The 12,820-nt window shown below is 57.0% G+C and carries 13 protein-coding genes; all 13 read left to right on the plus strand.

Going from position 1 to position 12,820, the window contains the following annotated elements:
- Positions 1-3 precede the first annotated feature (3 nt).
- The 13 genes from ACVBEG_RS07315 to flhF all read left to right on the plus strand — a co-directional run bounded on the left by ACVBEG_RS07315 (position 4) and on the right by flhF (position 12,793).
- Entirely contained in the window at positions 4-1,710 is a 1,707-nt protein-coding gene (locus ACVBEG_RS07315) for an ATP-binding SpoIIE family protein phosphatase (RefSeq protein WP_322180014.1), read from the plus strand.
- Between the two features lie 81 nt (positions 1,711-1,791).
- Positions 1,792-2,106 carry an Hpt domain-containing protein gene (locus ACVBEG_RS07320; protein ID WP_407074674.1) on the plus strand — a complete coding sequence of 105 codons (315 nt, stop codon included), beginning with the start codon at positions 1,792-1,794 and terminating at the stop codon, positions 2,104-2,106.
- Positions 2,107-2,171: 65 nt separating this feature from the next.
- Positions 2,172-3,587 (plus strand): flagellar hook-length control protein FliK, encoded by a 1,416-nt coding sequence (locus tag ACVBEG_RS07325; RefSeq protein ID WP_447107529.1) that lies wholly within the window; start codon positions 2,172-2,174, stop codon positions 3,585-3,587.
- 210 nt (positions 3,588-3,797) lie between these two features.
- Positions 3,798-4,292, plus strand: coding sequence for a flagellar basal body-associated protein FliL (gene fliL, locus ACVBEG_RS07330; RefSeq protein ID WP_219060448.1), 495 nt, complete (start codon positions 3,798-3,800; stop codon positions 4,290-4,292).
- A gap of 9 nt (positions 4,293-4,301) precedes the next feature.
- Complete coding sequence (gene fliM, locus ACVBEG_RS07335; RefSeq protein WP_322180006.1) at positions 4,302-5,270, plus strand: flagellar motor switch protein FliM; 969 nt, start codon at positions 4,302-4,304, stop codon at positions 5,268-5,270.
- A gap of 63 nt (positions 5,271-5,333) precedes the next feature.
- Positions 5,334-5,798, plus strand: coding sequence for a flagellar motor switch protein FliN (fliN, locus tag ACVBEG_RS07340; RefSeq protein ID WP_322180004.1), 465 nt, complete (start codon positions 5,334-5,336; stop codon positions 5,796-5,798).
- Entirely contained in the window at positions 5,799-6,242 is a 444-nt protein-coding gene (gene fliO, locus ACVBEG_RS07345) for a flagellar biosynthetic protein FliO (RefSeq protein WP_322180002.1), read from the plus strand.
- Positions 6,242-7,000, plus strand: a complete 759-nt coding sequence (gene fliP, locus ACVBEG_RS07350) for a flagellar type III secretion system pore protein FliP (protein WP_322180000.1) — start codon at positions 6,242-6,244, stop codon at positions 6,998-7,000. The genes fliO and fliP overlap by 1 nt, the downstream gene beginning before the upstream one ends.
- Before the next feature lie 19 nt (positions 7,001-7,019).
- Positions 7,020-7,289 carry a flagellar biosynthesis protein FliQ gene (gene fliQ, locus ACVBEG_RS07355; protein WP_219060453.1) on the plus strand — a complete coding sequence of 90 codons (270 nt, stop codon included), beginning with the start codon at positions 7,020-7,022 and terminating at the stop codon, positions 7,287-7,289.
- A gap of 4 nt (positions 7,290-7,293) precedes the next feature.
- On the plus strand, positions 7,294-8,079 hold the full coding sequence (gene fliR, locus ACVBEG_RS07360; protein WP_323569136.1) for a flagellar biosynthetic protein FliR: 786 nt from the start codon (positions 7,294-7,296) through the stop codon (positions 8,077-8,079).
- Position 8,080: 1 nt separating this feature from the next.
- On the plus strand, positions 8,081-9,217 hold the full coding sequence (gene flhB / locus ACVBEG_RS07365) for a flagellar biosynthesis protein FlhB (RefSeq protein ID WP_322179998.1): 1,137 nt from the start codon (positions 8,081-8,083) through the stop codon (positions 9,215-9,217).
- Between the two features lie 112 nt (positions 9,218-9,329).
- Positions 9,330-11,459 carry a flagellar biosynthesis protein FlhA gene (gene flhA, locus ACVBEG_RS07370; protein ID WP_322179996.1) on the plus strand — a complete coding sequence of 710 codons (2,130 nt, stop codon included), beginning with the start codon at positions 9,330-9,332 and terminating at the stop codon, positions 11,457-11,459.
- Positions 11,460-11,470: 11 nt separating this feature from the next.
- A complete protein-coding gene (gene flhF / locus ACVBEG_RS07375) occupies positions 11,471-12,793 on the plus strand; it encodes a flagellar biosynthesis protein FlhF (protein WP_322179994.1) in 1,323 nt (440 codons plus the stop codon).
- Positions 12,794-12,820 lie beyond the last annotated feature (27 nt).

Consider the following 12,820-nt stretch of genomic DNA (forward strand, 5'->3'; position numbering starts at 1 on the left):
CGTGTGCTAACCCTGCCCGAAAGCCTGTGCGTGCTTATTGCTGACGACAATGCCAGTGATCGCTTGCTACTCACGACCATCGTCCGTCGCCAGGGCCATACAGTGCTCAGCGCCAGCAATGGCCTGGAAGCGTTGGCGTTGTTTGAAAAAGAGCGTCCGCAGTTGGTGCTGATGGATGCTTTGATGCCGGTGATGGACGGTTTTGAGGCCGCGCGCCGAATCAAACAGGTGGCAGGCGAAGCGCTGGTGCCCATCATTTTTCTCACCTCGCTGAGCGAAAGCGAGGCGTTGGTTCGATGCCTTGACGCAGGGGGCGACGATTTTCTCGCCAAGCCCTACAGCGAGGCGATCCTCACCGCGAAGATCAATGCCATGGAGCGCTTGCGACGGTTGCAGGAAACGGTCTTGGAACAACGTGACCAAATCGCCAGGCATCATGGCTATTTGCTTAATGAACAGCGGGTAGCCAAAGCAGTATTTGATCAGGTGGCGCATTCCGGCTGCCTGAGTGCGCCGAACATTCGCTACCTGCAATCGCCCTATGCCTTATTCAACGGCGATCTATTGTTGGCTGCGTACACGCCTGCCGGCAACATGCACGTTTTATTGGGTGACTTTACCGGCCATGGTTTGCCTGCGGCTGTAGGGGCGATGCCCTTGGCTGAAGTGTTTTACGGCATGACCGCCAAGGGGTACGGCCTGACCCAAACCTTGCGGGAAATGAATGCGAAGCTCAAACGCATTTTGCCCGTGGACATGTTTTGCTGTGCGACTTTGCTGAGCGTGAACTTCAGCTTGCAGCAAGTGGAAGTGTGGAACGGTGGTCTGCCTGATGGTTATCTGCATCACGTTGCCAGTGGGGAGCGAACGCCGCTGGTGTCGCGGCATTTGCCATTGGGTGTGCTCGACCCGGCTCGCTTCGATTACAAGACCGAAGTGCACCCGCTGGCCTTGGGTGACCGGATTTTCCTGTTGTCCGACGGCGTACTCGACACCAGTGACAACGATGATCAATTGTTTGGTGTCGAGCGATTACAGGCGGTGTTCGCCGCCAATCGCCAGCCGGACGAACTGATCAATGAGATTCAGCGTGCCCTGGACGGCTTTCGAGGGCAGGCGCGGGATGATGTAAGCATGGTCGAAATCAGCCTGATCGCCCCGGCCCTGCTGGGGTCTCCGTCGGTGACATATTCGGACAGTGGTGAGTCCAGCCCGCTGGACTGGTCGGCGAGCTTCGAGTATCGCGCCACGACGCTCAAGCGTTTCAATCCTTTGCCTTACTTGTTGCAGCTGCTGATGGAGGTGCATGGTCTGCGCAGTCTGAGCGGGCCGTTGTACAGCGTGCTCTCCGAGCTGTACACCAACGCCCTGGAGCATGGCGTGCTGGGTCTCGACTCGGAACTAAAGCGCGATGCTCTTGGTTTTGCCCAGTACTACCGGGAGCGCAATGAGCACTTGGCGAGTCTTGAAGAGGGTTATGTGCGCCTGCATTTGCAGATTGTGCCGCGCGGGCAGGGTGGTCATTTGACGATACGCGTTGAAGACAGTGGTGCTGGATTCGACGTCGATCGTGTTCTGGCGCTGTCGGCGCAGACTCATGAGTTATCAGGGCGAGGCCTCAACTTGATACGTGAATTGAGTGAGCATTCCTATTGGTCGCAGGACGGACGTACCGCGTGCGTGGAATTTTCCTGGGGGGCTCTGGCATAATCCAATGATTCTTGATCAAGGAGCGAACAAGTGTCAGTGACTCATTTGGATTACCGTGTGCTGGGCGGCTTGCAAGAAGTGATGGAGGCCGAATATCCCATCTTGCTCGACACGTTTCTTAAAGACTCCGAACAGCGCCTGGTGCAGTTGCACCATGCCCTTGCTGCGCAGGCATCTGGTTTGCCGGCGCTGGGCATGGCTGCTCATAGTCTCAAGGGCAGCAGTGGCAACATGGGGGCTACTCGGTTGGCTGAGCTGTGCCAGCAGCTCGAAGAGCGTGCTCAGTGCAATGAGCTGACCGGAGTCGATGAGTTGCTCAGGAAAATCGACGTTGAATTCATCACGGTCCGGCGTTTGTTCAGCGTTGAACGTCAGCGTTTTATCGGTCAAGGCTGAGATAAGCCGAAGCTGGCCCGTCCCTTGCTTGGTGACTTGGCAATTGTGCCCGTACGGAGACTGACATGCCCCTTGCCACTCACCCGCTTCTCCAGGCTGCCGCCGTAGCCAAATCCCAGCCAGCTGTCGCCAGTAGTGCGGCAAAACCTGCTGAGACGGGCAAGGAAGACACTTCCAGCTTTGCTCGAGTGTTTGCCAAACATGCCCAGCCCAAGCCTGTGGTGAGCAATGACACCCGTACAAAAGCGGTCCACGACAAGCCCGATGCAGGTAACGGCAAGCAAGCGGTGAGCGATAAATCTGCCGCTTCCACCTCGGCGGTTGCCGATAGCGGCAAATCCTTGCCTGCCGATAACGTCAGCGGAAAAGCGGATGCTACGGGTAAGGATATGCCGAAGGATAAGACGACCGACCCGGCGCTAAGCGACGTTGCCCCCGTTGATCCGACCCTGGATCCGGCGGCCTTGCAGGCGCTGGTCGTCCAGCCGGCTGCCGAGTCTGTGGTGCCGGTCGCTCCGGCCGTTGAACCTCAGGTCGTGCCGGTAGCCGTGAGTGCAGCGGTAGCCACGCAGCAGTCGGCTGTTCCTGTTCCTGTTCCTGTTGGCACTGGCACTGGCGCTGGTTTCGACCCTGCGACTGACCCTCTGGCAGGGTTGCCTGCTGTGCAAATGGCGCTGGAGCAGAGCGCCAAAGCGTCAGGCTCAGTGCCAGTGCCAACCGCGTCTACCTCTGCTCCGAGTGTCGCGAAAGCATCTCCCGCTCAAGCCGATGCGGACCCCTTGCAGGCCATTGCCAATAACCTGACGGTCATCACGGATCAACCGTCCGCGGGTGGCGCAGGTACTGAGGGGGGCGATAAGGCTTTTAAAGGTCTTATTGAAGACGGTTTGAGCAATGTTAAAGCTCCGGCCAGTGATACTCGGGTCGATGATTTTGCCAATCGCCTAGCCGCCCTGAGTCAGGCAGTACAGCCCAAGGCGGCGGAAGCAGCTTCGCCTTTGTCGTTGGCCCAGCCATTGGCCATGCATCAGAGCGGTTGGAGTGAGGGGGTCGTGGATCGCGTCATGTATATGTCGAGTCAGAACTTGAAGTCAGCAGATATTCAGCTGGAGCCGGCGGAGCTGGGTCGCCTGAATATCCGCGTCAACATGGCACCTGACCAGCAAACCCAGGTTACGTTCATGAGTGCCCATGTCGGTGTGCGCGATGCGCTGGAGGCGCAGATGTCCAAGCTGCGCGATTCGTTTGCTCAGCAGGGACTGGGCCAGGTTGACGTCAATGTGTCTGACCAGTCCCGTGGCTGGAATGGGCAGGGGCAGGACCAGCAGCAGGCTAGCCAAGGGCAGCGAAGTGGCGGCGCGAGGAGTGGTGGCACTGATCCAGTCAATGGCCTCGATGACGGGTCCATTCATGATGTGGTGCAGGCTGCCAGTCAGCCTATGCAAATCATCGGCTCCAGCGAAGTGGATTACTACGCTTGATGCTATAACACGCTATTGGTAGGCGCGGGCTTGCGACCGTGCGTTCAGCCGTGATGGCGGTGTGCCCGACACGCCGCCTCAAGCCCTTCGTGAGTGAGATCGCGCCTACAGAATAAACCCCCTCCGCCGATCCGGTCACACATCTGGCATAACACTTGCTCTGCCTCTGTCACGCATTGGTGAACCCCCGAATAGTGACGGATTATTGGCATGGCGAAGACCGAAGCAGTAAAAGACCCCGCAGCGAAAGGCAAACTCAAGCTCATTATCATTATCGTCGTGGCATTGTTGCTTGCGATCGGCTTGTCGGTTGGCGCCACTTGGTTCTTTTTGCACTCGTCCCAAAGTAAACCTGAGCCAGCCGTAGCGGCCAGCAACGTCAAGGCTCCTGCGATTTTCGAGCCTATGACACCGGCCTTTGTGGTCAATTTCAACCAGAACGGTCGTCAGCGTTATATGCAGGTCAGTATCACCCTGCTGGCACGTAATCAGGGTGATCTGGATGCGCTGAAAGTTCATATGCCGGTTATCCGCAACAACCTGGTCATGCTCTTCTCTGGGCAGACTTTCGACTCTTTGGCAACGCCAATCGGTCAGGAAATGCTGCGTCAGAAGGCCACCGCCAGCGTTCAGGAAGTGGCGCAGAAAGAGGTTGGCAAGGTGGTGGTTGAACAATTGCTTTTTACTAACTTCGTATTGCAGTAGGACCACGACATGGCCGTGCAAGACCTGCTGTCCCAGGATGAGATCGATGCCCTGTTGCACGGTGTCGACGATGGTCTGGTCCAGACCGAAAGCGTTGCCGAACCCGGCAGCGTCAAAAGTTATGACCTGACCAGTCAGGATCGCATCGTCCGAGGGCGGATGCCGACCCTGGAGATGATCAACGAGCGTTTCGCCCGGTATACCCGTATCAGTATGTTCAACATGTTGCGCCGTTCTGCGGATGTGGCGGTGGGCGGTGTGCAGGTCATGAAATTTGGTGAGTACGTGCACTCACTGTACGTACCGACCAGTCTCAATCTGGTCAAGATGAAGCCGTTGCGCGGCACTGCGTTGTTCATTCTGGACGCCAAGCTGGTGTTCAAGCTGGTGGACAACTTTTTCGGTGGTGACGGGCGGCACGCCAAGATCGAGGGTCGTGAGTTCACGCCAACCGAATTGCGCGTGGTGCGCATGGTGCTCGAGCAAGCATTCATCGATTTGAAAGAAGCCTGGCAGGCGATCATGGAAGTGAGCTTCGAGTACATCAACTCTGAAGTGAACCCGGCCATGGCCAACATCGTCGGCCCCAGCGAAGCGGTTGTAGTCTCGACGTTCCATATCGAGCTCGACGGCGGTGGCGGCGACCTGCACGTGACCATGCCTTACTCGATGATTGAGCCGGTACGCGAAATGCTCGATGCCGGTTTCCAGTCCGACCTGGATGACCAGGATGAGCGTTGGAGCAAAGCCTTGCGCGAGGACCTGCTGGATGTCGCTGTGCCACTGAGTGCCGTCGTCGCTCGCCGTCAATTGCGCCTGCGCGACATTCTGCACATGCAGCCGGGTGACGTGATTCCCGTGGAATTGCCTGAAGAGCTGATCATGCGTGCCAATGGCGTGCCGTCGTTCAAGGTCAAGCTGGGCTCCCACAAGGGGCATCTGGCGCTGCAAGTTATCGAACCAATTGAACGTCGCTGACCTTTGCCGTCAGCGTGAATAAATGTGATGTGTTAACGAATCAATGCCCGCCGAGGACAACTGATGGCTGATGAAAACGAAATAACGTCTGCTGAAGATCAGGCATTGGCCGATGAATGGGCAGCCGCGCTGGGTGAATCCGGCGATGCCAGCCAGGATGACATCGACGCTCTGCTTTCAGCCGATACCGGTAACTCCTCTGCCAGTCGCTTGCAAATGGAAGAGTTTGGCAGCGTGCCGAAGAACAATGCGGCCGTGACCCTGGAGGGTCCAAACCTGGATGTGATTCTGGATATTCCGGTATCGATTTCCATGGAAGTGGGCAGTACTGATATCAATATTCGCAACCTGTTACAGCTTAACCAGGGTTCGGTGATCGAACTCGACCGGTTGGCTGGAGAACCGCTGGACGTGCTGGTCAACGGCACGCTGATTGCTCACGGTGAAGTGGTTGTGGTCAACGAAAAGTTCGGCATTCGTCTGACTGACGTTATCAGCCCAAGTGAACGCATCAAGAAGTTGCGTTGAATGAATAGGCTCCTCGGTGTGATGCTCGTCTTGCCTTTAAGCGCGATGGCTGCGGAGCCTGCCGTGCAGGCTGCTGCGCCGCAAGTCAGCAGTGCGCTGGGCGGAGGGGTGGGCGGTCAATTGATGCAATTGGTATTGGGTCTGTTGCTGGTGATTGGCCTGATCTTCGGGTTGGCCTGGCTGCTACGCCGAGCGCAGGGTGCCGGCCCGCGCAACGGCCAACTCATCGAGCTGCTGGGTTCGCGCGCACTGGGTCCGCGAGACCGGCTGGTGCTGGTGCAAGTGGGTAGCGAGCAGATTTTGCTCGGGATTACGCCGGGACGCATCACGCCCTTGCATGTGCTCAAAGAGCCGCTACAAGTGCCCGCCGCTTCGCAGGCAACACCGGAGTTTGCCCAGCGTCTGATGGAGCTGCTGGGCAAGGATTATAAGGATAAGAAGTAATGGGTGCGTTGCGCATAATCTTGACGTTGCTGCTGGTGCTGGCGGCGCCCTTGGTATTCGCGGCTGATCCACTGTCGATACCTGCGATCACATTGTCCAGCGGTGCCAACGGTCAACAGGAATATTCGGTCAGCCTGCAGATCCTGTTGATCATGACGGCGCTGAGTTTCATCCCTGCATTCGTCATGCTGATGACCAGCTTTACCCGGATCATCATCGTTTTTTCGATTTTGCGTCAGGCCCTGGGTTTGCAGCAGACGCCGTCGAACCAGATACTCACCGGCATGGCGCTGTTCTTGACGATGTTCATTATGGCGCCCGTGTTTGACCGGGTGAACCAGGATGCATTGCAGCCCTATCTGAGTGAAAAACTTACCGCGCAGGACGCAGTGCTCAAGGCTGAGGTGCCCATCAAGGACTTTATGCTGGCGCAGACTCGACAGAGCGATCTGGATTTGTTCATGCGACTCTCCAAACGCACCGATATTTCCAGTCCTGATCAGGCGCCGCTGACGATCCTGGTTCCGGCATTCGTGACCTCGGAACTTAAAACCGCGTTCCAGATCGGGTTCATGATCTTCATCCCGTTCCTGATTATCGATCTGGTGGTTGCCAGTGTATTGATGGCGATGGGCATGATGATGCTGTCGCCGCTGATTATCTCTCTGCCGTTCAAGATCATGCTGTTTGTACTGGTGGACGGTTGGGCCCTGATCATCGGCACCCTGGCGAGCAGCTTTGGCGGGGTCTCGCCATGACTGGCGGGGAGCGTGCGCAATGACGCCTGAAGTCGCTGTCGACCTGTTTCGCGAGGCGTTATGGTTGACCACGATGATGGTCGCCATACTGGTGGTGCCCAGTCTGATCGTGGGGTTGTTGGTCGCCATGTTTCAGGCTGCGACGCAGATTAACGAGCAGACGTTGAGCTTTCTGCCCCGTCTATTGGTGATGCTGATCACCCTGATCGTCGTGGGGCCCTGGCTGGTTCGGGTGTTCATGGAGTACATCCTGTCGCTGTACGGCAGTATTCCGCAGTTGATCGGTTAGCAACGTGCCCTCCGTGCTTGCCCTGACTGACGCGCAGATCGGGACGTGGGTAGCGAGTTTCATGCTGCCGTTGTTCCGGGTCGCGGCGGTCCTGATGACCATGCCGATCTTTGGCACGACGCTGGTGCCAAAGCGTGTGCGTCTGTATTTCTCGGTGGCGATTACCGTCGTGATTGCCCCCGGTCTGCCGCCGATTCCCGAGGTCCATGCGCTGGATCTGAGCGCGCTACTGCTGATTGGTGAGCAGATCATCATCGGTGCAATGCTGGGCTTGTCCCTGCAATTGTTTTTTCAGGCGTTCGTTATCGCCGGGCAGATTGTTGCGACGCAAATGGGCATGAGCTTCGCGTCGATGGTTGACCCGACCAACGGTGTATCAGTGGCGGTGGTCGGGCAGTTTTTTACCATGCTGGTGACCTTGCTGTTTCTGGCTATGAATGGCCATTTGGTGGTCTTCGAAGTACTGGTGGAGAGCTTTACCACGTTGCCTGTCGGCAGTGGGCTGGATCTCACGCACATTTGGGAACTGGTTGGTCGTATGGGCTGGGTATTGGGTGCCGGCTTGCTGCTGGTCTTGCCGGCCGTTACTGCGTTGCTGGTGGTGAACGTTGCATTTGGGGTCATGACGCGTGCTGCGCCGCAGTTGAATATCTTCTCAATTGGCTTTCCGCTTACGTTGGTGCTGGGCATGGTGATTCTGTGGATCACTCTCGGCGATATTCTCAATCAGTATCAACCGCTGGCGGTGGAAGCCTTGCAGTTGCTACGCAGTCTGGTCAGGGCCCGCTGAGATGGCTGAGAACGAGAATGGCCAGGACAAAACAGAAGACCCCACGTCCAAACGGCTCAAGGAATCGCGTGACAAGGGTGAGACGGCCCGCTCCAAAGAACTGAATACACTGGTCATCATGATGGCGGGTGCAGGCGGATTGCTGGCGTTTGGTGGCCAGCTGGCGGAAATGATGCTCGGGTTGATGCGGGTCAATTTCACGCTTTCGCGTGAAGTGATCATGGATGACCATTATATGGGCTTGTATTTTCTCAACGCCGGCAAAGCGGCGCTGGTTGCCATCCAGCCGCTGATGCTGATCATGGTTCTGGCGGCGCTCATCGGCCCCATCTCGCTGGGAGGCTGGCTGTTTTCTACTGACACGATGGTGCCCAAGTTCAGTCGAATGAATCCGCTTTCCGGGATCAAGCGCATGTTTTCCGTTCAGGCATTGGTCGAGCTGGTCAAAGCGTTTGCCAAGTTTTTCATCATCCTGATGGTGGCGTTGGTGGTGCTGTCCAAGGACCGGGGGGATCTGGTCTCCATCGCCCATGAGCCATTGGAGTTGGCGATCGTCCACAGTGTGCAGGTGGTGGGCTGGAGTGCGTTATGGATGGCGTGTGGGTTGATCATTATCGCTGCGGTGGATGTACCGTTTCAGCTCTGGGAAAGCCATAAAAAGCTGTTGATGACGAAGCAGGAGGTGCGTGACGAGCACCGAGACAGTGATGGGCGGCCAGAGGTCAAACAGCGGATTCGTCAGTTGCAGCGTGAAATGTCACAGCGACGAATGATGGCGAAGATCCCTGATGCCGACGTGATCATCACCAACCCGACGCACTTTGCCGTGGCGCTCAAATATGATCCAGAGCAAGGTGGGGCGCCGATGTTGCTGGCCAAGGGCAGTGATTTTCTGGCGTTGAAGATTCGGGAAATCGGCGCCGAGCACAACATACTCCTCCTTGAATCACCGGCTTTGGCGCGTTCGATTTATTACTCCACCGATCTGGATCAGGAAATTCCTGCTGGCCTGTACCTCGCAGTAGCGCAGGTATTGGCATACGTCTATCAAATCCGCCAGCATCGCGCAGGCAAGGGCAAGCGCCCGGACCCATTGGGCGATATGCCTATCCCAGGCGATTTGCGACGTGATTCATGAGCCTGCGTACAAGTTTGCGCAACAAACCCATAGTTGGAAAGCTTCTTGCACTGACCTTGCTACGTCGCTTGATGGCGTCAAAAGTTTGATTTAGCAGGCAGGAAAAGAATTGGTGGATCGCTCTCAATTAATCAACGCTGCACGCAGCAACCTGCTGGGCCTGGGTCGTGGGCAGCTGGGTGTACCGTTGCTGCTGTTGGTCATGTTGGCAATGATGATGTTGCCGATGCCGCCATTCCTGCTCGATGTGTTTTTCACGTTCAACATCGCGCTGTCGATCGTCGTCCTGCTGGTTTGCGTGTACGCCCTGCGGCCACTGGACTTCTCTGTATTCCCCACCATTTTGCTGGTTGCCACGTTGTTGCGGCTGGCGCTGAACGTGGCGTCGACCCGGGTGGTCATGCTTCACGGTCAAGACGGTCACGCTGCCGCCGGTAAGGTGATCCAGGCCTTTGGTGAGGTGGTGATCGGCGGTAATTACGTGGTGGGTATCGTAGTTTTCGCGATTTTGATGATCATCAACTTTGTTGTTGTGACCAAGGGTGCCGGGCGGATTTCCGAAGTAAGTGCCCGCTTTACCCTCGACGCGATGCCCGGCAAGCAGATGGCTATCGACGCAGACCTCAACGCAGGCCTGATCGATCAGCCCCAGGCAAAACATCGTCGACTGGAAGTCGCCCAGGAAGCCGAGTTCTACGGTTCGATGGACGGCGCCAGTAAATTCGTGCGCGGCGATGCGATTGCCGGGCTGCTGATTTTGTTCATCAACCTGATTGGCGGCGTGGCTGTCGGTATTTTCCAGCACAACATGTCCTTTGCCGATGCCGGCAAGGTTTACGCGCTGTTGACCATTGGTGACGGTTTGGTGGCGCAATTGCCATCACTGCTGCTGTCCACCGCCGCGGCAATCATGGTGACCCGTGCGTCCGGCTCGGAAGAGATGGGCAAACAGATCAATCGGCAGATGTTCGCCTCGCCCAAGGCGCTGGCGGTGGCCGCGGGCTTGATGATAGTCATGGGGTTAGTGCCGGGCATGCCCCACTTGTCCTTTATCAGTCTGGGGCTGGTGGCCGCTGGAGTTGCTTATCTGCTTTGGAAAAAGCAGAGCATGGTCAAGGTCAATGCGTTGCAAGAGGTCCAGCGCCAGCAGGATCTCTTGCCTTCGCCAACGCGAGCTCAGGACTCGAAAGAACTGGGTTGGGATGATGTCACAGCCATCGACATGATCGGCCTGGAAGTAGGCTACCGCTTGATTCCGTTGGTGGATCGCAATCAAGGCGGTCAGCTCCTGGCACGGATCAAGGGCGTGCGTAAAAAGCTTTCCCAAGAGTTGGGCTTTTTGATGCCGACCGTGCATATCCGCGACAACCTTGATCTGGCGCCCAGCGCCTATCGTCTGACACTGATGGGCGTCACCCTGGCTGAGGCCGAGATTTACCCTGATCGCGAACTGGCGATCAATCCGGGTCAGGTCTTTGGTACGCTCAACGGGATCACCGCCAAGGACCCAGCGTTCGGTCTGGAGGCAGTGTGGATCGAAGTCAGCCTGCGCAGTCAGGCGCAATCGCTCGGTTACACCGTGGTGGATGCCAGCACAGTGGTGGCGACTCACCTCAATCAGATTCTGTACAAGCATTCTCATGAGCTGATTGGCCATGAAGAAGTGCAGCAATTGATGCAGTTATTGGCCAAAAGCTCGCCCAAACTGGCCGAAGAGCTGGTACCAGGTGTTCTTTCGCTCTCGGCATTGCTCAAGGTGTTGCAGGCGTTGCTGGCTGAACACGTCCCTGTCAGGGATATCCGCAGCATTGCCGAAGCCATCGCTAACGCTGCACCTCGGAGTCAAGATACTGCCGCGCTGGTCGCAGCGGTGCGCGTCGGACTGTGTCGCGCTATCGTCCAAAGCATTGTAGGGGCTGAGCCGGAGCTGCCTGTCATTACCCTTGAGCCAAGATTGGAACAAATATTGCTAAATAGTCTTCAGAAGGCTGGTCAGGGTCAGGAAGAGGGCGTTCTTCTCGAGCCGAGCATGGCTGAAAAGCTCCAGCGTTCGTTGATTGATGCTGCTCAGCGCCAGGAAATGCAGGGGCAGCCAGTGATTTTGTTAGTCGCAGGCCCGGTTCGCGCCATGCTGTCACGATTTGGACGGTTGGCTGTACCGAACATGCATGTTCTGGCGTATCAGGAAATTCCTGACAATAAGCAAGTCACAATCGTCGCGACTGTCGGGCCCAACGGCTGAGGTAGTGAGTCATGCAAGTTAAGCGTTTTTTCGCCGCCGACATGCGTCAAGCCATGAAATTGGTCCGTGATGAATTGGGCGCTGATGCCGCCATCATTGGCAACCGGCGGATTGCCGGTGGTGTAGAGCTGACTGCTGCCCTGGATTACAAACTTTCCGCGCTGGCACCGCGTGTGCCGAACATTGAACTCGAAGACGAACTGCGCAAAACCCAATCTCGCATCGTCTCTGCTCAGGCTGAACTCGGCACCCGTGGCGATAGCGATTCATCGATCAATCGCCAGCTTTATTCCGGCCTGCCGTTGACCGCTGGCGACTCGCACATTGAGCCGACCTTCAGCGAGCCGCCGCGTCCAGCCGCTCCGGCCACTGCCGTTGAGCCCGTCGCTGGGCAGCATGCTTATGAGTCCATGCGTTTTGAGTTGAACGGTCTGCGCGAACTGCTCGAAGTGCAACTCGGTTCGTTGGCCTGGAATCAACTGCAAGGCAGCCGTCCGCAGCAAGCCAACCTGTGGCGTCGCCTGCAACGCATTGGTCTGTCGGGTCCGTTGTCGCGGGACCTGTTGGCGATGATCACCGATATTGAAGAACCCCGTCAGGCGTGGCGCATGTTACTGGCCCACTTGGCGCGGATGATCGTGACGCCCGACGTCGAACCTCTGGAGGAGGGCGGCGTGATCGCCATGGTCGGTCCGGCAGGGATGGGCAAGACCACGACGCTGGCGAAACTGGCAGCACGGTATGTCTTGAAATATGGTCCACAAAATATTGCACTGGTGAGCATGGATAGCTATCGGATTGGCGCCCAGGAACAGCTGAAAACCCTGGGCCGTATTCTCAATGTGCCGGTCACTCATATCGACCCGGGCCAGTCGCTTGGTCAGGCGTTGGAGCCGTTGGTACGCAAGCGCGTGGTCTTGATCGACACCGCCGGCCTGCAGGCGAGCGATCCAGCACTGCGCCTGCAACTGGAAAGCCTCGCCGGTCGTGGTATCAAGGCGCGTAATTATCTGGTGCTGGCAACAACCAGCCAGAAACAGGTTCTGACCGCGGCATACCACAGCTACAAACGTTGCGGTCTAGCCGGCTGCATTCTCACCAAACTGGATGAAACCGCCAGCTTGGGTGAAGTGTTAAGCCTGGCAATCAGTCATGAATTACCGGTGGCCTATCTGACGGATGGGCCACGGATACCGGATGATTTGCACTTGCCGCGCCGGCACCAATTGGTGAGTCGAGCGGTCAGTGTGCAAATGCAGGAAGAGCCGAGCGAGGAAGCTATGGCGGATATGTTCGCGGATCTTTATCACAGCCCGAACAAAAGGGTTGGGTAAAGCAAGACACTGGAATGTACCTACATC

This window comes from Pseudomonas sp. GG8, assembly GCF_052976945.1.

What these genes read in the sequence shown, in the direction of transcription:
- ACVBEG_RS07325 (WP_447107529.1), top strand. Translation starts at nt 2,172, where the DNA reads ATGCCCCTTGCCACTCACCCGCTTCTCCAGGCTGCCGCCGTAGCCAAA.
- fliQ (WP_219060453.1), top strand. Translation starts at nt 7,020, where the DNA reads ATGACGCCTGAAGTCGCTGTCGACCTGTTTCGCGAGGCGTTATGGTTG.
- fliO (WP_322180002.1), top strand. Translation starts at nt 5,799, where the DNA reads ATGAATAGGCTCCTCGGTGTGATGCTCGTCTTGCCTTTAAGCGCGATG.
- fliM (WP_322180006.1), top strand. Translation starts at nt 4,302, where the DNA reads ATGGCCGTGCAAGACCTGCTGTCCCAGGATGAGATCGATGCCCTGTTG.
- fliP (WP_322180000.1), top strand. Translation starts at nt 6,242, where the DNA reads ATGGGTGCGTTGCGCATAATCTTGACGTTGCTGCTGGTGCTGGCGGCG.
- flhB (WP_322179998.1), top strand. Translation starts at nt 8,081, where the DNA reads ATGGCTGAGAACGAGAATGGCCAGGACAAAACAGAAGACCCCACGTCC.
- fliL (WP_219060448.1), top strand. Translation starts at nt 3,798, where the DNA reads ATGGCGAAGACCGAAGCAGTAAAAGACCCCGCAGCGAAAGGCAAACTC.
- flhF (WP_322179994.1), top strand. Translation starts at nt 11,471, where the DNA reads ATGCAAGTTAAGCGTTTTTTCGCCGCCGACATGCGTCAAGCCATGAAA.
- fliN (WP_322180004.1), top strand. Translation starts at nt 5,334, where the DNA reads ATGGCTGATGAAAACGAAATAACGTCTGCTGAAGATCAGGCATTGGCC.
- ACVBEG_RS07320 (WP_407074674.1), top strand. Translation starts at nt 1,792, where the DNA reads ATGGAGGCCGAATATCCCATCTTGCTCGACACGTTTCTTAAAGACTCC.